21 protein-coding genes and 1 pseudogene are annotated in these 24,138 nt (G+C 32.3%); 14 read left to right on the forward strand and 8 right to left on the reverse strand.

Features of this window, described 5'->3' with window-relative positions; genetic code table 11:
* The first annotated feature begins 59 nt into the window (after positions 1 to 59).
* The 6 genes and pseudogenes from kbl to EAG11_RS19060 form a co-directional block, all read left to right on the forward strand.
* On the forward strand, positions 60 to 1,253 hold the full coding sequence (kbl, locus tag EAG11_RS19035; protein ID WP_129540566.1) for a glycine C-acetyltransferase: 1,194 nt from the start codon (positions 60 to 62) through the stop codon (positions 1,251 to 1,253).
* Between the two features lie 112 nt (positions 1,254 to 1,365).
* Positions 1,366 to 2,826, forward strand: coding sequence for an OmpA family protein (locus EAG11_RS19040; protein ID WP_129540567.1), 1,461 nt, complete (start codon positions 1,366 to 1,368; stop codon positions 2,824 to 2,826).
* A gap of 64 nt (positions 2,827 to 2,890) precedes the next feature.
* Positions 2,891 to 5,653 carry a PD-(D/E)XK nuclease family protein gene (locus tag EAG11_RS19045; RefSeq protein ID WP_129540568.1) on the forward strand — a complete coding sequence of 921 codons (2,763 nt, stop codon included), beginning with the start codon at positions 2,891 to 2,893 and terminating at the stop codon, positions 5,651 to 5,653.
* Positions 5,653 to 5,958, forward strand: coding sequence for a hypothetical protein (locus EAG11_RS19050; protein WP_129540569.1), 306 nt, complete (start codon positions 5,653 to 5,655; stop codon positions 5,956 to 5,958). Before EAG11_RS19045 ends, EAG11_RS19050 begins: the two co-directional genes overlap by 1 nt.
* Positions 5,955 to 6,626, forward strand: coding sequence for an ATP-binding cassette domain-containing protein (locus tag EAG11_RS19055; protein WP_129540570.1), 672 nt, complete (start codon positions 5,955 to 5,957; stop codon positions 6,624 to 6,626). The genes EAG11_RS19050 and EAG11_RS19055 overlap by 4 nt, the downstream gene beginning before the upstream one ends.
* Positions 6,627 to 6,989: 363 nt before the next feature.
* Positions 6,990 to 7,727: pseudogene (locus EAG11_RS19060) on the forward strand (PD-(D/E)XK nuclease family protein); the annotation flags it as partial.
* A 60-nt stretch (positions 7,728 to 7,787) separates the two neighbouring features.
* On the opposite strand, the gene EAG11_RS21870 reads toward EAG11_RS19060, so the two are convergent.
* On the reverse strand, positions 7,788 to 7,934 hold the full coding sequence (locus EAG11_RS21870; RefSeq protein WP_164998740.1) for a hypothetical protein: 147 nt from the start codon (positions 7,932 to 7,934) through the stop codon (positions 7,788 to 7,790).
* A 290-nt stretch (positions 7,935 to 8,224) separates the two neighbouring features.
* Between EAG11_RS21870 and EAG11_RS19065 the strand changes: the two genes are divergently transcribed.
* Both EAG11_RS19065 and EAG11_RS19070 read left to right on the forward strand, forming a co-directional pair.
* Positions 8,225 to 8,554 (forward strand): roadblock/LC7 domain-containing protein, encoded by a 330-nt coding sequence (locus EAG11_RS19065; protein WP_129540572.1) that lies wholly within the window; start codon positions 8,225 to 8,227, stop codon positions 8,552 to 8,554.
* A 16-nt stretch (positions 8,555 to 8,570) separates the two neighbouring features.
* Positions 8,571 to 8,945, forward strand: a complete 375-nt coding sequence (locus EAG11_RS19070; protein ID WP_129540573.1) for a hypothetical protein — start codon at positions 8,571 to 8,573, stop codon at positions 8,943 to 8,945.
* 60 nt (positions 8,946 to 9,005) lie between these two features.
* Here the strand turns inward: EAG11_RS19070 and EAG11_RS19075 are convergent, their stop codons facing one another.
* The 5 genes from EAG11_RS19075 to EAG11_RS19095 all read right to left on the reverse strand — a co-directional run bounded on the left by EAG11_RS19075 (position 9,006) and on the right by EAG11_RS19095 (position 13,582).
* Positions 9,006 to 9,788, reverse strand: coding sequence for an alpha/beta fold hydrolase (locus EAG11_RS19075; RefSeq protein WP_129540574.1), 783 nt, complete (start codon positions 9,786 to 9,788; stop codon positions 9,006 to 9,008).
* A 104-nt stretch (positions 9,789 to 9,892) separates the two neighbouring features.
* Positions 9,893 to 11,185, reverse strand: a complete 1,293-nt coding sequence (locus EAG11_RS19080) for an aminopeptidase P family protein (RefSeq protein WP_129540575.1) — start codon at positions 11,183 to 11,185, stop codon at positions 9,893 to 9,895.
* A 711-nt stretch (positions 11,186 to 11,896) separates the two neighbouring features.
* The gene (locus tag EAG11_RS19085; RefSeq protein WP_129540576.1) at positions 11,897 to 12,304 is read right to left on the reverse strand and encodes a helix-turn-helix domain-containing protein; all 408 of its coding nucleotides are present in this window, start codon (positions 12,302 to 12,304) and stop codon (positions 11,897 to 11,899) included.
* A gap of 70 nt (positions 12,305 to 12,374) precedes the next feature.
* On the reverse strand, positions 12,375 to 12,887 hold the full coding sequence (locus tag EAG11_RS19090; protein WP_129540577.1) for a hypothetical protein: 513 nt from the start codon (positions 12,885 to 12,887) through the stop codon (positions 12,375 to 12,377).
* On the reverse strand, positions 12,884 to 13,582 hold the full coding sequence (locus EAG11_RS19095; RefSeq protein WP_129540578.1) for a hypothetical protein: 699 nt from the start codon (positions 13,580 to 13,582) through the stop codon (positions 12,884 to 12,886). The genes EAG11_RS19090 and EAG11_RS19095 overlap by 4 nt, the downstream gene beginning before the upstream one ends.
* Before the next feature lie 524 nt (positions 13,583 to 14,106).
* Here EAG11_RS19095 and EAG11_RS19100 point away from each other — a divergent pair.
* The 3 genes from EAG11_RS19100 (at position 14,107) to EAG11_RS19110 (ending at position 16,192) form a co-directional block, all read left to right on the forward strand.
* Positions 14,107 to 15,459, forward strand: a complete 1,353-nt coding sequence (locus tag EAG11_RS19100; protein WP_129540579.1) for a polymer-forming cytoskeletal protein — start codon at positions 14,107 to 14,109, stop codon at positions 15,457 to 15,459.
* 104 nt (positions 15,460 to 15,563) lie between these two features.
* Positions 15,564 to 15,917: a hypothetical protein gene (locus tag EAG11_RS19105; protein ID WP_129540580.1), complete on the forward strand. Its 354-nt coding sequence runs from the start codon at positions 15,564 to 15,566 to the stop codon at positions 15,915 to 15,917.
* Positions 15,918 to 16,012: 95 nt separating this feature from the next.
* A complete protein-coding gene (locus tag EAG11_RS19110) occupies positions 16,013 to 16,192 on the forward strand; it encodes a hypothetical protein (protein WP_129540581.1) in 180 nt (59 codons plus the stop codon).
* A gap of 168 nt (positions 16,193 to 16,360) precedes the next feature.
* Here EAG11_RS19110 and EAG11_RS19115 read toward each other — a convergent pair whose 3' ends face one another.
* Entirely contained in the window at positions 16,361 to 17,722 is a 1,362-nt protein-coding gene (locus EAG11_RS19115; protein WP_129540582.1) for a hydroxymethylglutaryl-CoA synthase family protein, read from the reverse strand.
* Between the two features lie 319 nt (positions 17,723 to 18,041).
* Between EAG11_RS19115 and EAG11_RS19120 the strand changes: the two genes are divergently transcribed.
* The 3 genes from EAG11_RS19120 to EAG11_RS19130 all read left to right on the forward strand — a co-directional run bounded on the left by EAG11_RS19120 (position 18,042) and on the right by EAG11_RS19130 (position 21,558).
* Positions 18,042 to 18,707, forward strand: coding sequence for a succinate dehydrogenase cytochrome b subunit (locus tag EAG11_RS19120; RefSeq protein WP_129540583.1), 666 nt, complete (start codon positions 18,042 to 18,044; stop codon positions 18,705 to 18,707).
* A gap of 11 nt (positions 18,708 to 18,718) precedes the next feature.
* Positions 18,719 to 20,719 carry a fumarate reductase/succinate dehydrogenase flavoprotein subunit gene (locus EAG11_RS19125; protein ID WP_129540584.1) on the forward strand — a complete coding sequence of 667 codons (2,001 nt, stop codon included), beginning with the start codon at positions 18,719 to 18,721 and terminating at the stop codon, positions 20,717 to 20,719.
* 92 nt (positions 20,720 to 20,811) lie between these two features.
* Complete coding sequence (locus EAG11_RS19130; protein WP_129540585.1) at positions 20,812 to 21,558, forward strand: succinate dehydrogenase/fumarate reductase iron-sulfur subunit; 747 nt, start codon at positions 20,812 to 20,814, stop codon at positions 21,556 to 21,558.
* A 75-nt stretch (positions 21,559 to 21,633) separates the two neighbouring features.
* Here the strand turns inward: EAG11_RS19130 and EAG11_RS19135 are convergent, their stop codons facing one another.
* Complete coding sequence (locus EAG11_RS19135) at positions 21,634 to 23,937, reverse strand: family 20 glycosylhydrolase (protein ID WP_129540586.1); 2,304 nt, start codon at positions 23,935 to 23,937, stop codon at positions 21,634 to 21,636.
* Positions 23,938 to 24,138: the final 201 nt, after the last annotated feature.

Genomic DNA, 24,138 nt, shown 5'->3' on the forward strand with positions numbered 1-24,138 from the left:
AGGTGTTAAGAATTAAAACTGACTAACTTGTTAAAATTTAACATATTAAATAAGTAGAGATGTACGGAAAAATTAAGGAGCATTTGCAGAATGAATTGCAAACGATTGAAGAAAACGGAATTTTTAAAAAAGAAAGAATAATAACTTCTGCTCAGGATGCTGAAATAACTATTTCTACTGGAGAGAAAGTTTTGAATTTTTGCGCTAATAATTATTTAGGATTGTCTTCACATCCAGAAGTTGTTCAGGCTGCAAAAGATGCGATGGATACGCATGGTTTCGGAATGTCATCTGTACGTTTTATATGTGGAACGCAAGATATTCATAAAACATTAGAGAAAAAGATAGCTGATTTTTATGGAACAGAGGATACGATACTATATGCTGCAGCCTTTGATGCAAATGGAGGTGTTTTTGAGCCTTTGTTGGGGGAAAATGATGCGATTATTTCGGATAGTTTAAATCATGCTTCGATAATAGATGGAGTTCGTTTGTGTAAAGCGGCTCGTTATCGTTATGAGAATAGTAATATGGAAGATTTAGAACAGCAGCTAATAAAAGCGAATGATGCTGGAGCTCGTTTTAAATTAATTGTTACTGATGGAGTATTCTCTATGGATGGACTTGTAGCTCCATTGGATAAAATATGCGACTTAGCAGATAAATATGATGCAATGGTTATGGTTGATGAATGCCATGCAGCTGGATTTATTGGAGCAACAGGAAAAGGAACTCTTGAGGCAAAAGGAGTAATGGGTAGAGTTGATATCATTACAGGAACTCTTGGAAAAGCTTTAGGAGGTGCTATGGGGGGGTATACTACAGCTAAAAAAGAAATTGTAGAATTATTACGTCAGAGATCACGACCGTATTTGTTTTCAAATTCATTAGCGCCAGCAATTGTAGGAGCTTCTATTAAAGTATTTGAGCTTCTAGAAAAAGACACAGTATTAAGAGATAGATTAGAATGGAATACGAATTACTTTAAAGAAGGCTTAAAGAAAGCTGGATTTGATATAATAGATGGGGATTCGGCTATCGTTCCCGTTATGCTATATGACGCGAAATTATCGCAAAATATGGCAAATGAACTTTTAAAGGAGGGTATTTATGTAATAGGATTCTTCTTTCCTGTAGTTCCTAAGGAAAAAGCAAGGATAAGAGTACAATTGTCTGCGGCGCATACAAAGGACCATCTAGACAGAGCTTTAGAGGCATTTGTTAAGGTAGGTAAACTGTTAAAAGTTGTATAATTCCCACTTTTGGCATTTCTTATTGCTTTTTTTTAACATTTCATTTTGTAGTTAAAAATTTACGCATTACTTTTGTCTATAATTAACTAAATTGTAATTAAATAAATTAAGTATGAAACATCTTAACAAACTTTTAGTTGCTGTGATGATGGCGATGGGGTTAAGTTCTCACGCACAAGACAGTAACAATCCATGGGCTATCTCTTTTGGAGTTAATGCCGTAGACACTAAAACGAGTGCTGGTGGAGGACATAACTGGGCTGATCAACATTTTTCTCAGGCTTTCGCAGCAAAAGACAACTGGAACATTCTTCCTTCTGTATCTTATATCGGTGTATCTAGATACATTGGTGATAATTTTTCTGTAGGATTACAAGGTTCTGTGAATAAAATTGATAGATACGTAACGTTTAATCCAGCTGCTCCTGGTCACGATTCTCGTGGTTATGTAGTTTCTAATCCTGGAGACTTAATGTATTATGGTATTGATGCTACACTTAGATATAGCTTCATGTCTTTAATTAAATCTAAAGTAATCGATCCTTCGTTAAGCGTTGGTGGAGGTTATACTTTCTTCGGAGATAGCAGTTTTGGTACTGTTAACCCAGGAGCTGGTTTGACTTTTTGGTTCTCTGAATCAATCGGTTTATCTTTAGCTACTACTTACAAAAAATCTTTTGGAGATAGAGAAGATGCTGCTGGTATTCCAGACGCTCCATCTCATTTTCAACATTCAGCAGGTCTTACTTTCAAATTTGGAGGTAAAGATACTGACGGAGATGGTATCTACGATAAAGATGATGCTTGTCCAGATGTTGCTGGTTTAAAACAATTCAACGGATGTCCAGATACTGACGGTGATGGTATCGTTGACGCAAGTGATGCTTGTCCAACTGAATTTGGTTTAGCTGCTTTAAATGGTTGTCCAGATAGAGATGGTGATGGTGTTGCTGATAAAGATGATGCTTGTCCAGATACATTTGGTTTAGCTGCTTTAAAAGGTTGTCCAGATACTGACGGTGATGGTGTTGCTGATAAAGATGACAAATGTCCTACTGTTGCAGGTCCTAAAGAAAACGGTGGATGTCCTTGGCCAGACGCTGATAAAGATGGTGTACTTGACAAAGATGACGATTGTCCTACTGTAGCTGGTCCAGCTAGTAACAGAGGTTGTCCAGAAGTAACTACTGCTGTATTAGATGATCTTAAAGTTCAAGCTAGAGCGGTATTCTTTGACACTGGAAAAGCTACTTTCAAAAAAGGAGATGCTACTACTCAAGCTAGATTAGATGCTATCAAAGAAATCCTTAAAGCTTATCCAAATGCTAAATTTAGCATCGAAGGACATACTGATAGTACAGGTTCTGCTAAAATCAACAACAAATTATCTCAAGAAAGAGCTGATGCTGTAATGAATGCATTAATCGAAAGAGGTGTAAGCCCAGATAATTTAGTTGCAAAAGGATTTGGTTCATCTCAACCAGTTGCAAGTAACAAAACTGCAAAAGGTAGAGCTGAAAACAGAAGAACTGAAATCAGACACATAGGTTCTAAATACGAAGGTAAATTGTAATTTACTTTTCTAAATAATTTTAAAAAGCCATTCTTAATTGAATGGCTTTTTTTATTTTTATACAATGACAGAAATTTACTTTTTAGATAAGATTGCAAAGGTTATAATTGAAGATTATTTAGGCAAATTGGCTGAAACTACAATTGTTCTACCAAATAAAAGGGCCAAAATTTTTCTTGTCGAAGCTTTAAAAAAACAAATACAGAATACGGTTATCAGTCCGAAGATAATTAGTATTGAAGAATTTATTCAGGATATAGCCTCCGTACGGTCAATTGATTCAATAGAATTATTGTTCGAGTTTTATGAGGTGTACTTGTCAATTACGGAGAAAAAAAACCAACAGTCTTTTGAGTTGTTCGCTAATTGGGGGAAAACATTATTGCAGGATTTTAATGAAATCGATAGATATTTATTAGATCCATCACACGTACTTTCTTATCTTAAGGATATTGAGGATATTAAAAAATGGGGAATAGAGGTTGAAAATAAAACTCAATTATTAGAGAATTATATAGATTTTTGGAAGTTGCTACCTAGTTATTACGAATCTTTATATACTCATTTGCTTAATAAACAAATTGGATATCAAGGATTGATTTATAGAGAAGCGGTGAATAATATAGATCATTTTACGAATTCAGTTCAGAATCAGCATTTTGTTTTTGCGGGATTTAATGCTTTAAATGCTGCGGAAGAAAAAATTATTCAGCATTTAATAGCTTCTGAGCAGGCTAAAATATATTGGGATATTGATAAAACTTTTTTAAATGATCCCTACCATGATGCAGGATTATTTGTTAGACGTTTTAAACAAGATTGGAAATATTATAAAGCAAACCCCTTTGAATGGATATTAGATGATTTCTCTCAATCTAAAAACATACAAGTTATTGGTACGCCAAAATCAATTGGACAAGCAAAAATAACAGGAAGTATAATTGAAGAAATTATTACTAATAATCCAGGTTCATCATTAGATAAAGTAGCTGTAGTATTAGGTGATGAAAATTTACTAGTACCACTTTTATATGCTTTACCATCTTCTGTGGGAGCTTTAAATATTACAATGGGGTATTCAAGTAAGAATAATCCAACTCAAATTTTGATTGCAAAACTGTTTAAAATGCATACTAATGCATTGTCTAGAAATGGTGTTTCTTATGTTTTTTATTATAAAGATGTTTTAGATATCTTAACACATCCTTTGATTGAGCCATATGCCAACGTAAAAGGATTGGTGAAAAAGATAAATCAAAACAATTATACTTTTATAACTCACTCTAAAATTATTGAGCTTAATGAGAATCATTCAGATTTGTTTTTGTTGCTTTTTCAAAAGTGGGATTCCGGTTCAGTAGCAGTTTTAAACAATATTTCAAAACTCTTACTCCAGATAAAGGAGAATCTAAGTAATGATAGTGAAGAAGATAAAATTGCGAAGACGTTCGTTTTTGCTATTTTTAAGGTAATTAATAAGTTGATTAATTACTATTCTCAGCACCAGCATATTGATAAAATAGAAACACTCTATGCTATTTATAAACAAGTTATAGAAGTGGCCGAAGTTTCGTTTGAAGGAGAGCCTTTAAACGGTTTACAGATCATGGGAGTTTTAGAGAGTCGTGTTCTGGACTTTGATACCGTAATTGTAACTTCTATGAACGAAGGTAAATTTCCAGCGGGAAAATCTATGAACTCGTTTATTCCCTATGATGTTAAACGTGAATTGGGTTTGCCAACATTTAAAGAGAAAGATGCCATTTATACGTTTCACTTTTATCATTTATTACAGCGTGCTAAGAATATTTACTTGCTCTATAATACAGAAAGTGAAGGACTGGATGCAGGTGAGAGAAGCCGTTTTATAACGCAGCTTGAGGTCGAAAAAAAGCCAAAACACAATTTGACTCATGAAATTTATAATGCAGTTTTGCCAGAAACAGCATATGAACCAATGGTTATTCCTAAATCTGAAGCTGTAATGATACGGTTGAAAGAAATTGCAAGTGCAGGATTTTCACCATCAGCATTAACGAGTTATATTCGAAATCCGATTCAGTTTTATTTTCAGAAAATATTGCGAATTCGCGAGGTCGAAGAAGTTGAAGAGAATATTGCTTTAAATACTTTAGGGACTATTATTCATGAAACATTGAAAGCGCTTTATGACCCTTTTATTGGTAAATTTATCTCTGAGAGCGATATTTTAAATTGTTTTAAATTACTAGATAATGAAGTCTTGAAACAGTTTAAGTTAGTTTATAAAGAAGGGGAGATTAAAAAAGGGCGTAATCTTTTGGCTTTTGAAGTAGCGAAACGGAATGTTTCAAATTTTTTAAAAGTCGAACTAGAATGTATCAAAGATGGTGATGCAATTAAAATTCTTGCAATAGAAGAAACTTTTGAAAGAACATTGACACATCCAAGTTTACCTTTTCCAGTTTTAATAAAAGGAAACGTAGATAGAATTGAACAACGTAATGGAATTATCCGGATTATTGATTATAAAACAGGTAAAGTAGATAAGGCTAATGTTATTCTTAAAAATTGGGATGGACTTATAGCCGATATAAAAAATGATAAAATTATTCAGGTTTTGGCATATGCCTTTATGTATGAAAACAATGCAAATGGATTGCCTATTGAAGCTGGAATTATCTCCTTTAAGAACTTAAAATCTGGTTTTTTACCTTTTGGATTTAAAGAAGAAAAGGACGTTAATATGATTATTAATGATGAGATAATGCATAATTATTTGGAACAAATTGTGTTGTTGCTCAATGAGATATTGGATATTACAATTCCTTTTGAAGAAAAAATATAATGAGTAAAACAATCAAGAAGTTAGGGAATGCTTTTGAATTTTTTAAAAGCACAATAGCCATTAATTTGGCAGCAAGTATTTTGCCTTTACTTTTTGGAGGGCTACTTGTTTTTAATTATTCGGTTGTGAGTTTTGGTTTTGCAATAAGCTTGGCAGTAAAAGAAAATAATTCTAGAAACGAATATTTATTTTATTTCAATAATGGTCTTTCTAAAGGTTGGCTTTGGTTTTATTCTTGGTGTTTTAATCTATTGTTTCTAATAGTGGGTATCTTTATTTTTAATCTAATAAGTAGATTATTTTGAAAAGAAATGTTTTAGAAATCGATAGTGTTCAAAAGTCTTATGGTGAAAGAATAATTCTTTCGGATGTTTATTTACAATGCGAAACAAATGATATAGTCGGGCTTTTGGGAAGAAACGGTTCAGGTAAATCTACTTTTCTTAAAATTATTTTCGGAATTACATCCGCAAATTTTAAGTTTGTTAGGATTAATGGTGTTATCAAAACAAAGACTAAAGAATTAATGAATGAAATAAGTTATTTGAGTCAGGATAATTTTATTCCAAATATTTTTTCTGTTAAAAAAGCGATTCGGCTCTCAATTGCAAAAGAAAGAATTAATTCATTTTGTAATGACGAAATGATACAGGCAATAACCGACAAAAAGATTGCTCATTTATCAGGAGGTGAATTACGTTATCTCGAAATAAAACTTGTATTAGAGAATTCATCAAAGTTTGTTTTACTCGATGAGCCTTATAATGGATTATCTCCTTTGATGATTGAAAAAGTTAATCAATTAATTGTTATGAATTCCTGTAAAAAAGGAATCATAATATCCGACCATAATTACAGAAATGTAATTAGTATTTCAACAAGATTGGTTTTAATTAAAAATGGAAAACTAAATCATTTAAAAGATAAAAACGAACTCATTGAAAAAGGATATTTAAGTTCTGAAATGATTTAAATATCTTTAAAAAAATCTAACAAAACCGCAGTCAATTTTGTTTCGTTCTCGATAGAACTCATGTGTCCATCAGAGAAAGTTACAAGTGATACATTTGTATTTTCTATTTGCTGAATACTTTCTTCGTAGTTTAAAACAGGGTCTTTTTCTCTTAAAAATCAATAACATTGGGAAGAGATTTGTATGTGAAATAATTCCCTTGTCTTTTCGAATCTTCATGCCTTTTTATGAAGCAATTATTCCCTGAAGCGGAGTTTTCAAGTCTGTCCTTGTTATTTTCGCTAAATAAATTACCTATAGCCAAACCTATAAATGCGGAATAGTTTTGTTTAACGGCTTTAATGGCACTGGTTCGATTCAGTTTTTTTCATAAAAATATTGCGAATCCGCGAGGTCGAAGAAGTTGAAGAGAATATTGCTTTAAATACATTAGGAACAATCATCCATGAAACCTTGAAGGCGCTTTATGTACCTTTTGTAGGCAAATTTATTTCTGAAAATGATATTTTAAATTGTTTTAAATTACTAGATAATGAAGTCTTGAAACAGTTTAAGTTAGTTTATAAAGAAGGTGAGATTAAAAAAGGGCGTAATCTTTTGGCTTTTGAAGTAGCTAAACGTAATGTTACAAATTTCTTGAAAGTTGAACTTGATAATATTAAAGAAGGTGATGAAATTAAAATTCTTGCAATAGAAGAAACCTTTGAAAGAACATTGACGCATCCAGGTTTAGCTTTTCCGGTTTTAATAAAAGGAAATGTAAATAGAATTGAACAGCGTAATTGCATTATCAGGATTATTGATTATAAAACAGGTAAAGTAGATAAGGCTAATGTTATTCTTAAAAATTGGGATGGACTTGTAGCTGATATAAAAAATGATAAAATTATTCAGGTTTTGGCATATGCCTTGCCTATTGAAGCTGGAATTATCTCCTTTAAGAACTTAAAATCTGGTTTTTTACCTTTTGGATTTAAAGAAGAGAAAGATGTTAATTCTATTATTAATAGTGAGATAATGAGGGATTATCTGGAGCAAATAGTTTTGCTTTTGAATGAAATTCTGAATATTGAAATAACTTTTGAAGAAAAGATAGTGTAGAAATACTAAAAGATTTATCAAAAGGGGCGGTTTTGATAAAAGCTTTCGTTGTAAATTATTTTAGCTAAATATTTTTTTGAAAAAACCTTTTTTAGCCTGTTCTTGTTTATGATCTCCCAAAGTGATCTCACCGTTTATAAAGCGAAATCTTCGGAATTTCATTAGCTTGACGTTTAAGTCAAAGCGTAATTCATCAGTTGTTTTCATAGAACTTAATTTTTGGCAAATTTATATAAAAAACTTATATAATGATTTGGTAATGAGTTTTATCTCGAATCGTGAATTATTATTTCATTTTTTGTATTGGTATGTCATTTTTGTGAGATTATTAGTTGTTTTTATTGGTATTTGTTGGTTTAAATAATTTATTATTGCCAAAAGATTGAAGTATAAACAATGGGTTATCAGGGTGGTATGATTAACTTTTATTTAACAAGTGTTTAGTTCACGACTCTTTTAAATTAAAATAACTTTGGCGCTTCAAAAAACAAAGATATATGCAAGGAAGTATTGATTTAAACACGTTGGTGACTGAAACGGGAGCCGAATCTGGATTGATTTTTAGTATAGACGGCATTTTAATTGAATCGGTTAATCTGGAGTACGATGGTAACGTTGCGGCAATGATTGGTATGATTTTGAAAATGTGCTTGGAAATGTCGGAAGATATTAATATCGGAGGACTTAAACAGGTCATGATTAAGAATGACGGAGGGATTGTAGTTGCAAACAAAGATCAAGATGATAATTGTATTGCTTTGCTTTCAAAAGATACTAGTAAAATGGGGCTTTTGCTTCGTAGGATGGAGACTATACATAATAACTAATTTTAATATAAATACCATGTCAGATTTTTTACAAAACTTTCAAAATGATTTGAAAGAAAACATTTCAGGTTTTATCGCTGTATCTGTAACAGAAGTTGAAACTGGAATGTCTTATTCTTCACTTTCTTTAGACCCAAATTTTGATCCTGAATTAGCTTCGGCTTATAACTTAGAAGTCGTTAAAGCTAAAATGAATGCTATTAAAGCTTTAGGCTTGAACCAGAAAATCAATGACATATTAATTACTCTAACGAATCAGTTGCATATAATAGATGTTTCTGATGACGAAAAATATTTTATTTATTTAGCAGTAGATTCAACTAAAGCTAATTTAGGTATGACAAGAGCAGTTTTGGCTAAATTTAAAAAAGATATATCTTCTAAATTATAGATTCTATTTTTACTTATAAAAAAGGCTATTTCATTTTTTTTGAAATAGCCTTTTGTTATTTTAAATCTTATTAAAAAAATCTAATAAAACAGCAGTCAATTCTGTTTCGTTCTCGATAGAGCTCATATGCCCATCAGGGAAAGTTACAAGTGATACATTTGTATTTTCTATTTGTTGAATACTTTCTTCGTAGTTTAAAACAGGGTCTTTTTCTCCTAAAATCAATAACATTGGGAAAAGATTTGTATGTAAAATAATCTCCTTATCTTTTCTGATCTTCATGCCTTCTAATGAGGCAATTATTCCTTGAAGCGGCGTTTTTAAGGCTTCTTCTTTTACGAGTTCGATGTTTGTAGCAAGCCTTTCTCGGTTGTTTTCGCTAAATAAATTACCTATAGCTAAACTTATAAAAGCTGTATAGTTTAGTTTAACGGCTTTGATGGCTCTGGTTCGGTTTAGTTTTCTTTCGGCATTATCAGGTTTAGATGTAGAATTTAATAAAACTAAACCTTGTACTTTTTCGGTATATAATTCAGCGAAAGCCAAAGCGACATAACCGCCCATAGAGTGTCCTATTAAAATAGCCTTCTCGATCTTAAGATGAGATAGGACTTCGTTTACCACATCAGCATTGTCCTCCATTGTATGAACGTAACCTCGTGGTTCTGTTTTTCCATGGCCTAATAAATCAATAGTGACAACGCGGTAATTTTTAGAGAATGCATCAACATAATGATTCCACATGGTCTTGTTTTCTAAGAAACCATGAAGCAAAACGATGGTTGTGCCTTTTCCTGTGTCTGAATATGAGATATTGGTATTTTTGAAGAGGATATTTTTCAATGAAATAAGTTTATGTTGCAAAAATAATAGTTTGTTATGTATGTAAAAGCAAAACGGCTAACATTTCTGAAAGCCGTTTGTTTTTATGAATAAAATGAACTGAATTAAACGTTCATTAAGCTTTCTATTTCATCAGCTTCAATAGGAATATTACGCATTAAATTAAATGGCTCTCCTGTTTCCTGAATCACAACATTATCTTCTATACGAATACCGAAACCTTCAGCAGGAATGTAAATTCCAGGTTCAACTGTAAAAACCATATTGGCTTTCATAGGTTCGTGCAACAATCCGTAATCATGCGTATCTAATCCCATGTGGTGAGAAGTTCCGTGCATGAAATATTTTTTGTAGGCTGGCCAATCCGGGTTTTCGTTCTGTACATCGGCTTTGTCAATTAGTTTTAAATCTAATAATTCAGAAGTCATTATTTTTCCAACTTCTAAATGATATTGTTTCCAAAGCGTTCCAGGTGTAAGCATTTTTGTAGCTTCATCTTTTACGCGTAAAACAGCATTGTAAACTGCTTTTTGGCGAGCGGTATAGGTACCCGATACTGGAATTGTACGAGACATATCGCTAGAATAATTAGCATATTCGGCAGCAACATCCAGCAAGATTAAATCTCCAGCTTTACATTGTTGGTTGTTTTCGATATAGTGCAGTACGTTTGCGTTATTTCCTGAAGCAATAATAGGAGTATAAGCAAAACCTTTAGAGCGATTGCGAATAAATTCGTGAATAAGCTCCGCTTCGATTTCGTATTCAGTTACATTTGGTTTTACAAAAGATAATAATCTTCGGAAACCTTTTTCGGTGATATTACACGCTTGCTGAATCAAATCGATTTCTTCGCTTTCTTTTACCGAACGAATGCGTTGTAATATTGGGTTACTTTTGGCAACCTGATGTGCTGGATATCTTTCTTTCCACCATTTTACAAAACGAGCTTCACGAGTTTCAGTTTCAACAGTTGCACGATAATGCTCATTAGTATTAATGTACATTGTATCGGCATAAGTCATCATTTCGTTTAAGACTTTTTCAAAATCTTGTAACCAATAAACGGTTTTGATTCCAGAAACTTCAAAGGCACGTTGTTTGGTTAGTTTTTCCCCTTCCCAAACAGCAATATGGTCATTGGTTTCTTTTAAAAACAAAATTTCACGTTGGTTTTCATATGGTGCATCTGGGAAAAGTAATAAGATGCTTTCTTCCTGATCTACTCCGCTTAGGTAAAAAATATCTCTATGTTGAGCAAATGGTAATGTGCTATCGGCGCTAACTGGATAAATATCATTTGAATTAAAAACCGCTACACTATTAGGCTTCATTTGAGCTATGAATTTTTCGCGATTTTTTATAAAAAGAGAGTTGTTTATTTGATGATATTTCATGTTAATTTGGTTTTATACTTTGAATACTCAAAAATACTAATTTTAGAAACACTAAAAAGGATTGGTTTATTAAAATTTTCTTATTTGTTTTTGGGTTTTTTCTTTTGCTTTTTCTCTCGCAGATTTGGGAGATTTAGCTGATTTTTTCTTTTCGAAATCTTAGCAACATAGCAACTCAGAACCTTAGAATCTTAGAATCTTTTTAGAATGGCGTGTCCCTCCGGGTCGGGCTTTCGGCTATATCTTTTACTCCGCTATCGCTTCATAAAAGGATAACGCCTCAAATGAAATTCACTGAACTCCAATTAAAATAAAATAATGTGAAGTAATCCCTCACGCGAACTCAGTATTGTGGAAAATTGTTTGCAAAGAAAAAATGATGAATTAATTATATGATTTTGATGACAGAGTTTCTTGCGAAGCAATCTCCCTTAGTAACTCTACAATATTGTCATTTCGAGGAATGAGAAATCTTCACGAGAAACTCTGTTATTAAAATCGTCAATCTTTGTCGAGCTACTTGATAAGATTTCTCGTCCCTCGAAATGACAAAATTGCGTGTAAATAGGACTTCTTAGAATCTTAGTAACTCAGATTCTCCCCCGATAGCGCGGATTTGTAATCCGTGCCCGTAACAATAATCAAATCCATAAAAAAACCGAAGCTTTAAAAAAAAACTTCGGTTTTTGTGTAAATATATTTTCGTAAAAATTATTTTTGGCTTAGTAATTTTTCTAAAAGAGCAACTTTCTCTTTTTCAGCTAGAACCAATCGTTCGTAAAGTTTTTCATTTTTATCAAAAGCTTCAAGAAGTTTATCTAACGGATTAAAAGTACAGTTGTTATTTTTTATAGAAGAAGAATCATTATGATAAGTATTTCCAATAATATTAAAAACAGCTTCTTCAGAAAAGTTTTTTATCACTTCGGCAGGAACACCCAAAGCTTCGGCAATTGCTTTTAGTTTTTCATCATCAACGCTTTCGCTTCCCTCAATAATAGAGATAGATTGTTGCGTAGTGCCAATTGCTTGTGCAAGAGCTTCTTGTTTCATGTCTCTAAGCTCTCTGATTCGGCTAATGTTTCTTCCGATATGTCTAGGTTTTGTTTCTGTGCTCATAGTTCAAAGATATTTAAAATTCTTTTACATTTCAGTTATATTTTTGATCTTCGTTTGGAGAAAAAAGCCACTAAGGTTTTATAATTTTAGGTTTCTCAATGACTACTACTTTTTTGGTGACTCTAAATTCATTGGTAATTATTCTATCCATAGGCTCTTTGTTTTTACCTTTGGCTCCGTGTGATATATTTACTTCATCTACAATTATGCCGTCAATATAATTAATGCCTAAGCTATCAAATCGAATAGAATACAAAGGAATGCTTTTGTAATGTTCAGCTGTAAAGGTATCGGTTGTTATTTTTTTTAAATGTTCATCCGTATAATTTATATTTTTAGTTTTCACAAAATAATAATCAATATATCTATATTTTTTTTCATTACTTAAACTAGTATCTATACTGTCTAAATCATTTTTATAATTTATTTTTCCATTATAAAGTTCATTAAGAAATACAGTATCAGGGAAAACTATATTAATTTCATGATTAATAATTTTATTATTCCCTGCTGTCTTTTTTTCTTTATTACAAGAAATTAGTATTAAAGATATTACGATTAAAAAAAATGCTGTCTTTTTCATTGTTTATAATAATCTAGTTTCTTTTGAAGTTCACGGTTATTCGCATCTCTTTCTTGTGTAGCTTTTTTATAAGCTCTACTATTCATCTGTTCAATATTGCCTTTTTGAGAAGGTTCTACAGCTGTATCTTTTACTTTCTTTTCATGAACTTGAGAATGGTTTCCTCCAAATACATCTGTAGCACTGTAATTATATAATGACATTATAATCATTTCTGGATCAGTAGAATTTGTATTTTTAGGAGCTGATGATTGCTTGTTTGGAGCGCCATATTTTAATCGAAGTTCAAATTCTAAAAGCCAGGGAATCATCATTGATGGATTTGGAAATAATTTCCCTAATAAGTAACCTAAATCAAAAGCGGTATTTAAATCATGTCCCGGGGAAGGAATTGATCCCGAACCTCTATCATTTCTTAAATTTCCACTTCCTGCAACGGCATCTCCACCAAAACTAAAAACTCTTATACCATCGCTTTTAACTATTCTTCCAATTAAATTTGTAACTACAATTTCACTTAACTGAGTAGCTTTAGTCCAGCTACCATCTCTATTTCCTCGATAAATTGTATTGTCATTGCTATCAAAATATAACTCTCCTTCAGTTGCACTTCTTTTGGGACCAATAGAAAAGAAATTATCACGAGAAGAAAAAATAGAATCATAACGACTTTTAGTTTTTCTAGCTTCCAGCATCTTTCCTAAAAATCTTTTCTTTCCTGTATATCATCTTTCATAAATTCGTTTTTATCAAATGGATTTCTTTTTGATTGTCTAAACATACTAAAAAGTGTTAGTTTGTATTAATTTAAGGATTTGTAGCTGTCATAAAGTATTCGAGCATGAGAAAATAATATTTACGATAAATATATTACAATTTTACTAATAAACACAATTGTAAGGTTTTTATGTGTGAATAAAGATAAATATTGTAAAATTTGTAATCTATTATTTATGCTAAACTATAAGTGTAAAGAAGCCGAAGCTTAATAAAAACTTCGGTTTTCTATAAATATATCTTCCGTAAAATTATTTTTTCGCTCAATAACTTCTTTAAAAGAGCAACTTTTTCTTTTTCAGTAAGAACTATTCGTATAGTTTTAATACTTTATCAAACGGATTAAAAGTGCAATTTTTCTGATGATTATTGATTTTTATAGTAGAATTGCGTAATCTTGACAAGAAAAAATCCTTAGCGATTTGGCTTAATAAATCATAAAATGCATAATTCAGTTTTTAAATTAGTTACCATTAAAGAAGTTAAAGAAATCTATCCTTTTTTGGTTGAGCGAGAAGGGTTTGATTATTTTGAGGAATGGGATGAACAGGATTTCTTTCTTGTAGCAAATCAAGATGTCGATTTTGAGGGCAACTTTTATTTAGACCTTTATGAGGATAAAGAAAAGAAATGGTTGTGCAAATTATTAAATCTACTGTTAAAAGGGATTGATACGTTAAGAATTGAAGGTGTTTTAATAAATGGAAATTTCTCTACAAACGGAACTATAATAAATGCCGAAGGAGATTATGGACCCTACGTTTTTATTGCGGGTAATGTTAATTGCCAAAGTATGTTATTAGGTGGTTCATATGTTGAGATAAAAGGCAATGTTAGGGCTCAGGAAGTTGTGATGACTTCTTATAATCACGGTAATTTTAAATGTGACGGTGTAATTGAAGCTCCTGTATTTATAGTCGAAGATCATTATACAACATTTGCGGAGCGTAAAAACAAACTGTTTTATTATAATGACAGAGCAGATGATTTTGATACTGAAAACGAATGTGAATACGATGAAGTTTCTGGGGAGGACATTATCTCGATAGAATTGCGAAAACATCTTGATAATCCTTTAATAGAAACTTTTGAAGAATTAAAACGAGAATTAGAATTTGGAGAATTGATTTTAAAACAAAATAATCCTCCTGCTAAAACGTATGAATATTGGCGCGGTCGTGTTTTATCAAATTATAGAGATCTTAAATTGGTTCCGAAAGAATTTAAAACCGAGGAGCTTTGTAATCTGGCGTTAAATATTACCTATCACGCTTTGCCATTTATTGATAAGAGTTTGATAACTTTTGAATTCTGCGATAAATTAATTGGCAAAGATGGTTTTGCAATTCAAGTTATTCCGGATGAATTTATGACTAAAGAACTTTGTTTTAAAGCCTCTGAAAATGGAACAATGTTAAGATTAATTCCAGAAGAATATTATTCTGAAGAATTGATTCTGTTAGTTTTTAAGAATGCAAAACATCAACCAGATATTAATGATGTTCCTTCGGCGTTTATTACTGAAAGTTTGCTCAAAGAATATGTAAAAATTGGAAAAGGATTATGGCTTGATAAGGCTTGTAAAGAAAATGAAATAGATAAATTATCTATTTTGAAACAAGTAATCGATTCAGGGATAGAATATTTAGATACTGTTTTTGGAAATCATTTTAGTAAAGAAATAGTTGATTATGCTTTTTCTGTATATGGTGGTAAAAACAAAGAGGAATGGAGTAAATATGTTCAAAAATACAAGATTAAATTTGAGCGTTTAGAGTTGAGTGAATATTTATAAATATGTGTTTTGTCTAAGATGATTTGTTACAATTGATTGTTTTAGCTTACAGAATTTGTATTTTCGTTTGACTGAAATAAAATAATATTTCAAATAAAAATAGATTGAAAAAGCATTTAAAATATCTGATTTATCTCTTTCTGGCTTTTGTCGTGATTGCAGGTGATGGTGCTTTGGAATTTCAATCAAAATCAGCCGATTATTATCAGTCTTCGCTCATTAACGAAAGCAGAGAATTAAATTTTAAAGACTCTGGTTTATACGTTTACAATCAAGTAAAATCTCTAGGGAAGACTTTCTTTTTAATTCCTTTAAGATGTGTTGGGTTTTCAGTCGTTTTTAGCTTTCAAGTCGCGATTGTTTTAGCAGAACATAAGTTTCTGTATCAAAATATAAGTTCATTTATAACTCAGTCTATTTTTATAAATGAAATAATAACTTCCAATATCCCTTATTAAAAGTTTATACAACGCTTAGTGAATTTTTCTAGGCATTTATGCTATTCTAGGCATAATGATGATAAAAAAATGTCTAATCATTCATCATTTACAAAATGTATAAACGTAATAATAAAATACGCTTAGAGCAATCTAGGCAACCAATACTTTGGATAAAAAGAAAAATAATCTTAATCATTACTGCATTCATGCTCGGAATGGCAAACGGAATGAATGTACACGATGAAGCTCTTAAAGGGAATCAAAATTACACAGAACAACATAAAAAAGATTGATTTGTTGGTTAACCGCAAAGGGTGCAAGGTTTGTTTGTGTAATGCCTGATAAGCGCAAAGTTCGCAAAGCTTAGCGAACTTAGCGTAAAACTTTGTGCTCTTTGCGGTTAGATTTAAAAAAGTAATATAAAAAAACCGAAGCTTAAAAGACTTCGGTTTTTGAATAATTTAATCAACCCATTTATAATATCTTGCCCCAATTAAATTAGGGATTTCTTTTTCGATTCTATCTAAAACCCATTCGTTTTTAGGAGTTCGGATGCTTTGTTTTTGTTCTTTTTTGTGAAGCTTTTCATAAGTTTCAAAATCAATTTCGGTGCTTTTTTCTAAAGTCTCAAAAAGTTTGGTTTCAGTAAGAGCCGATTGCCATTCGGGCTGAATTGTTCCTTCGAAAACTTTTGATTTAGAACCGCTTCCGTAAGCAAGAAACCCAAATTTGGTTCCTGATATTTCTGTTTTGGTATCGTAAAAATGAGCCAAAGTCGATAATAGTCCCATAAAAATAGAACCTGTGTAAAGGTTACCTATTAATGACGAAGCTAATTCTGCAGGTTGCAATTTCTCAGTTACAAATGTTTTGTATGCATCTGATTTTCCAACTTCTTTGATTTTGTTTTGATAATCAGCGGGTTCAATATTCTCTGCAATAATTTTTTCTGTACTGTCTAAAGCATAAATTTCTGATAACATTCTTCTTCCTTGAAAAGAGTAGGGAAGGTGCATGATAATGCTACTCCAAGTATTGTATAAAGTTTCTGTAGTATTCTTTAGTTTCTTGAATGAAAAGTATGCGTTGCGAGTACGATCCATATAACACTGATTAGAGTATTGTCCGTCAAAAACGGGTTGATCTTTATGAATCTCAATCTCAGATTCTAAGTTGTCAAACCAAGATTCGTTATTTTTGTTTTGTGTAATTGTTTCTTTTGAGAGGCTTCTGTATGGTTTAAAAAAGTCAAAAACACCTTTTGTACTTGTTGCCCAATTTTCATCGAAAGCAATAATTCTAGGGTTTGAAGTTACTAACATTGCTAGTGCTCCAGCCCCTTGAGTATATTCTCCAGTTGAATTTAAATCGTATTTAGCAAAATCGGTTGTAACGACAATTGCTTTTTTTGTTGGGTTTAGTTTAATAAAGTCAATGCAGTTTTGTAATGCATCAACACCTCCGATACAAGCAAAAGTAAAATCGACAACATCACATTCAGATAAAGTGTCTTCACCAAATTTTTGTTCCATTAATGCAATCAAAAAAGAACTTATAGGTTTCGAACTATCAATTGCGCTTTCGGTTCCAACGTAAATTCGACTTATTTCATTTAAGTTTATTTGGTTTTCAGTAATTAGTTTTGTTAGTGCATTTGCGCCAAAAACGACTGTATCTTGATAAGTGTCTGGGAGGGTCATTTTGATTAAACCCAAGCCTTTTTCTAATTTTTCGGGTTCGATATTTCTGGCTGTAGCCAAAATTTTTATGGGCAAATGTATGTTGGCTACATCAAAAGAAATAGCATCAATTCCTGTTTTCATTCTGGTTTTTTTGAGGCGATAAAGGTAAAATTAAGCTTTCAGACTTTGGTTATTTTAAATAGATAAAATTCGGGTTTAGGACACTTTTGAGGAAAATAAATTAAAAAGCTGAAAAAAATAGCAATTTGGTAATTACATAAAAAGCAAGAATTATCTATACTGTAATTCTTTTCAAACTTATTTTGTTGTTTTTAAATTAATTGCAAAGAAGTCTGCGAAAACTCTTTAAAATCATTATAAATAACAACGAAATGGTTGTAGTTCATTAGTATTTAAGTTATTTTTGTATAATTTTTTAAAACAAACTACTTAAACTCTTATGGCACAATCTGCACTATTGAATGCTTCCATCTTAAAGAAAGTGGCTATGGCTCTTTCGGGAATATTCTTAATCACGTTTTTAGCGCTGCATGTTTCCTTAAATTTTATTTCTATTATAAGTATAGATGTCTTTAACGAGGCTTCTCACTTTATGGGATACAATCCGCTGATTCAATATGTAATGCAACCTGTTTTGGCAATCGGTGTAATTTTCCATTTTGTAATGGGATTTGTATTGACACTTCAAAACAGCGCGGCAAGACCAATTGCATATGCAAAATACAACGGAGCTGCTAATGCTTCATGGACTTCTAGAAATATGATTATTTCTGGAGCTGTTATTTTAGCATTTTTAGTATTGCATTTTTACGATTTTTGGTTTCCTGAAGTTACCTATAAATATATAGTAGGTACAGCACCAGATGCTACAAGGTATTATGGAGAATTAGTTCATAAATTTCATGATCCAATTCGTACAGGATTGTACTGTATTTCTTTTGTGTTGTTAGGTTTCCACCTTTGGCACGGATTCAGTTCTTCACTTCAGTCAATGGGGATGAACAATAAGTACTCTAGATCTTTAAGTAGATTCGGTTATGGATTTGCGGTAGTAGTTCCTGCTCTTTTCGTAATAATCGCATTATTTCATCATTTCAATAATTAATATAAATTATAATGGCATTAGATTCAAAAATTCCACACGGCCCAATTTCGGACAAATGGACAGATTATAAAGATCATATTAATTTAGTAAACCCTGCTAACAAACGTAACTTAGATGTTATTGTTGTTGGAACTGGTTTAGCTGGAGGTTCTGCTGCGGCGACTCTTGCTGAATTAGGGTATAACGTAAAAGCTTTTTGTTTTCAAGATTCACCACGTCGTGCGCACTCAATTGCAGCACAAGGGGGAATTAATGCAGCAAAAAACTATCAAGGAGATGGAGATTCAGTTTTCCGTTTGTTTTATGATACAGTAAAAGGGGGTGACTACCGTGCGCGTGAAGCAAACGTTCATCGTCTTGCCGAAGTTTCGGCTAATATTATCGACCAATGTGTGGCTCAAGGAGTTCCATTGGCTCGTGAATACGGTGGTTTATTAGATAACCGTTCTTTTGGAGGAACTTTGGTTTCTAGAACTTTTTATGCAAAAGGACAAACCGGACAACAATTATTATTAGGAGCATATTCTGCAATGAACCGTCAAATCGGTCGTGGAAAAATCAAAATGTACAACCGTCACGAAATGCTAGATTTAGTTATTGTAGACGGAAAAGCAAGAGGTATTATTGCTCGTAACTTAATTACAGGAGAAATCGAAAGACACTCAGCTCACGCTGTTGTTATTGGTTCAGGTGGTTACGGAAACGTATTTTTCTTATCGACAAATGCGATGGGAAGTAATGCTACTGCAGCTTGGAAAATTCACAAAAAAGGAGCGTTTTTTGCAAATCCTTGTTACACACAAATTCACCCAACATGTATTCCAGTTTCTGGAGATCACCAGTCAAAATTGACTTTGATGTCTGAATCTTTACGTAATGATGGTCGTATTTGGGTGCCTGCAAAATTAGAAGATGCAAAAGCTATCCGTGAAGGAAAGAAAAAACCAACAGATTTATCTGAGGAAGAAAGAGATTATTACTTAGAAAGAAGATACCCTTCATTTGGAAATTTAGTTCCTCGTGACGTTGCATCTCGTGCCGCTAAAGAGCGTTGTGATGCAGGTTTTGGAGTAAATAAAACAGGTGAGGCTGTTTACCTTGATTTTGCTGCAGCAATACAGCGTTATGGTAAAGAACAAGCTTATGTTAAAGGTTTAGATGCTAATGATAAGAACCTGGTTATTAAATTAGGAACTGAAGTAGTTGAAAATAAATACGGAAACTTATTCCAAATGTATTTAAAAATCGTTGACGAAAACCCATACATAACACCAATGATGATTTATCCTGCGGTTCACTATACAATGGGTGGAACTTGGGTTGATTATAATTTAATGACTACAATTCCTGGATGTTTCTCTATTGGAGAGTCTAACTTCTCTGATCACGGAGCAAACAGATTAGGAGCTTCTGCTTTAATGCAAGGTTTAGCAGATGGATATTTTGTATTACCATACACTATCGGAGATTATTTGTCACCAGATATCAAGATGGGACCTATTTCTACAGATTTACCAGAATTCGTAGAAGCTGAGAAAGCTGTAAAAGACCAAATCGAGAAATTCCTTAACAATAACGGTACACATTCTGTTGACCATTTCCATAAGAAATTAGGGAAAATTATGTGGGATAAAGTTGGTATGGCTCGTAACGCTAAAGGATTAAATGAAGCTATTGTAGAAATTGCTGCTTTACGTGAAGAATTTTACAGAGATGTAAAAGTACCAGGAAAAGCGAATGAGTTTAATCAAGAATTAGAGAAAGCGACACGTGTTGCCGATTTCTTGGAGCTAGGTGAATTGTTTGCGAAAGATGCTTTACACAGAAATGAATCTTGTGGAGGTCACTTCCGTGAAGAATACCAATCAGCAGATGGAGAAGCACAACGTGATGATGAAAACTTTGCTTATGTAGCAGCTTGGGAGTACAAAGGAAAACCTAGCGATGCAGTATTGCATAAAGAAGAATTAGTTTTCGATAATATTAAATTGGTAACTCGTAGTTATAAATAGCAATTAGTTAAAAGACAAAAGTCTCAAAGTTAAATGACTGAATGTTAATTGACTTTCGACTTTCGACTTTATGACTTTCAAACTAAAAAAGTATGAAACTTACATTAAAAATATGGCGTCAGAAAAACGCTGAAGATAAAGGTGGAATCGTAGATTACCCAATCGACGGTATTGAACCAGATATGTCTTTCCTTGAAATGTTAGATGTTCTTAACGAGCAATTAATCAATAAAGGAGAAGAGCCAGTTGCATTTGATCATGATTGTCGCGAAGGAATTTGCGGAATGTGTTCATTATTTATTAACGGAGAGGCGCATGGACCAGATAGAGGTGTAACAACTTGTCAATTGCACATGCGTATGTTTAAAGATGGAGATACGATTTTTATCGAGCCATTTAGAGCAAAGGCTTTTCCGGTAATTAAAGATTTAGTTGTTGATAGAACTTCTTTTGATAGAATTCAACACGCTGGAGGATTTATCTCTGTAAATACATCAGGAAATACGATTGATGCAAATACAATTCCGATTAACAAACATGATGCAGATATGGCTTTTGATGCTGCTACCTGCATTGGTTGTGGAGCTTGTGTTGCAACTTGTAAAAACTCATCAGCAATGTTATTCGTTTCTGCTAAAGTGTCTCAATATGCTTTATTGCCACAAGGTCGTATCGAAGCTACGGATCGTGTTTTAAACATGGTTCACCAAATGGATGCTGAAGGTTTTGGTAACTGTACCAATACTGGAGCTTGCGAAGTAGAATGTCCTAAAGGAATTTCTCTTGAAAATATTGCACGTATGAACCGTGAGTATTTATCAGCAAGTTTAAAAGGATAATCTGAAATAAAATTCAATTTAGTTTTTATAAAAAACGCATTTGCCTTGGCAAATGCGTTTTTTTTGTTATACCTATTATTCGTAATATAATTGAGAGGCACTTATTTCTTGTTTTTCTTTGCCTTCTTGACGGATGAAGCACTGTAAAACAGAACTTCCAGCAGCATCGAAATAGCTGATGTTTATTTTGTGAAATCCTTTTTCGAGTTTTGCTGCTCCGAAAGCTTCATTGATCCAATGTCTTCCGTCGTTATCAACAATAAGTTGGTTGTCGATAAATAATTTGGCACCATCATCTACAATAGTAGAAAATTCATATTGTGCTGTTTCGGGAATATAGATATAGCTGTCAAACTTTAAGCCCATATATAGATTCTCTTTTGATTTGTATTTTTTCATCTCGATTACGCCTTGATGTATTCCAGACTTAGTAAATTTTATGGTGTCTAGTTCTAGTGTTTGCTGCGCGAATTTATTTGTGTAAGAATATTTTAATCCATTTTTTGTTGGCTTAATAGTTAATGCAGGCTGGATTTCTGAATTTTTAACGGAAATTGTGGTAACAGAACTTCTTCTTCCACTTGGACTTATTTGTACTACTTTTATATTTCTAAATTCTCCTTTTGGGATGTAAATAGTAACTGGTTTTTTGTAATTACTAGCAGTTTCATCAGGGTTGTAGCCATCAATGGTATAGAAAATTTGCCCATTTTTAATAGTTGGTTGCATCTCCAGTATATATTTGGAAGCTATAACAGCAGTATCTTGAATTCCAAATGGAGTAGGGACTTTGTATAGTCTTTTCTGAGATTCTAATTTTTCTATATGATGTGGAAATCTTTTTAGCATTAAATTAGAGTAATTTTTATTCTTTGTTTCTGTCCAGGCAATTTCTGCAAATGGAAATAATCTTGGGTAAAGCATATAGTTTAGCTTAGCTGGACTTGTAACATATTCGGACCAAATATTAGCTTGAACACCATAAATGTATTTTTGTTGCTCGATAGTTAAGCTATCTACTGGTGTGGGATTGTAATTGTACACTTCGTGAACGGTTGTTAAGCGTCCAACAGATAATGGTTCTTGTAATGAATATCCTTGATTATGGTCAAAATAAACATAATCCTCGGGTGTCATGATTACTTTGTGTTTTTCTCTTGCTGCTGCTATTCCGCCAGATTCTCCTCTCCATGACATAACTGTAGCATTAGGAGCGAGACCACCTTCTAAAATTTCATCCCATCCAAAGATTTGCCTTCCATTTGCATTAAGGTATTTCTCCATACGTTTTATGAAGTAACTTTGAAGTTCATGTTCGTTTTTTAGACCTAGTTCTTTTATTCTCTTTTGACAATTTGGACATTTTTCCCATCTTGATTTTGGGCATTCATCTCCACCAATATGGATGTATTCGCTAGGAAAAAGTGTCATTACCTCCTTCAGAACATCTTCTAAGAAAACAAAAGTCTCTTCCTTACCTGCGCAAAAAACATCTTCAAATACGCCCCAAGACTCAATTACTTTTAAGTCTGATGAGGGGAAACAGGCTAAATTTGGATAAGCAGCAACAGCAGCAGACGCATGCCCTGGCATTTCAATTTCTGGAATTACGTTTACAAAATGATCTTCAGCAAATTTTACAACTTCTTTAATTTCTTCTTGTGTATAATATCCTCCGTATGGAATATTGTCAAAAAATCTTGGAAATCTTTCAAACTTATTTCCAACAAGTGTTTGTGCTCTTTTAGAACCAATTTCTGTGAGTTTTGGGTATTTTTTTATTTCAATTCTCCATCCTTGGTCATCAGTTAAGTGCCAATGAAAATTATTTAGTTTGTAATAGGACATTTGGGCAATGAAATCTTTTATGACTTCTGTAGAAAAAAAGTGTCGGCAAACATCTAGATGTAAACCTCTGTATTGATATCGGGGTTGATCTATAATTTCAACGGTTGGTAGTTTTATCTGGGAATTAACGGTTGGATTATTTGGTAAGAGTTGAAGTAAACTTTGTACGGCATAAAATAAACCTTGTTCTTGACCTGTAACAAAAATCCCTTTTGGGGTAATATTTATTTTATAGGCTTCCTTGTTTGTTTTTGTTGAAGCTGGTTCTGTTGTAAATTGAACTAGAATGGCAGCTTTATTTTTTGGTGTGTTTTTGTTTATAACAGATTCAAAAATTTGAGCTGTTTTAAGTTCTTTAGGTGTGTACTTGTTGTTTTTAAAAACAATTTTTATTTGACCTTTTATAGTAATGCTATCGCCCGTTTCCTTGTAGAAATTTGGTGCTGGAATGATGGTGGAATTATTTAATGACTCTTGGGCATTTCCTAAAGAATAGCATAGTATTAAAATGAATAAGAGGTTTTTTTTCATGTTTGGATTTTGATTGGTTAAAAACAAATTTAAAGTTTATAATGGGATTAGTTGATTTTTGTGCAAAAAAATTGCATTGTGTGTTTTGGTATTTAATATATTGTAAATGATAATATTGTGTTGTTTTATTGTTCTATTTTTATTTTGGTTAGCAATATTATTGCATTATTTGCTTATTTTTGTTCTAATAAATAGAATCTT

The sequence above is a fragment of the Flavobacterium sp. 140616W15 genome, from assembly GCF_003668995.1.
In the GTDB taxonomy this organism is placed as follows: Bacteria; Bacteroidota; Bacteroidia; order Flavobacteriales; family Flavobacteriaceae; genus Flavobacterium.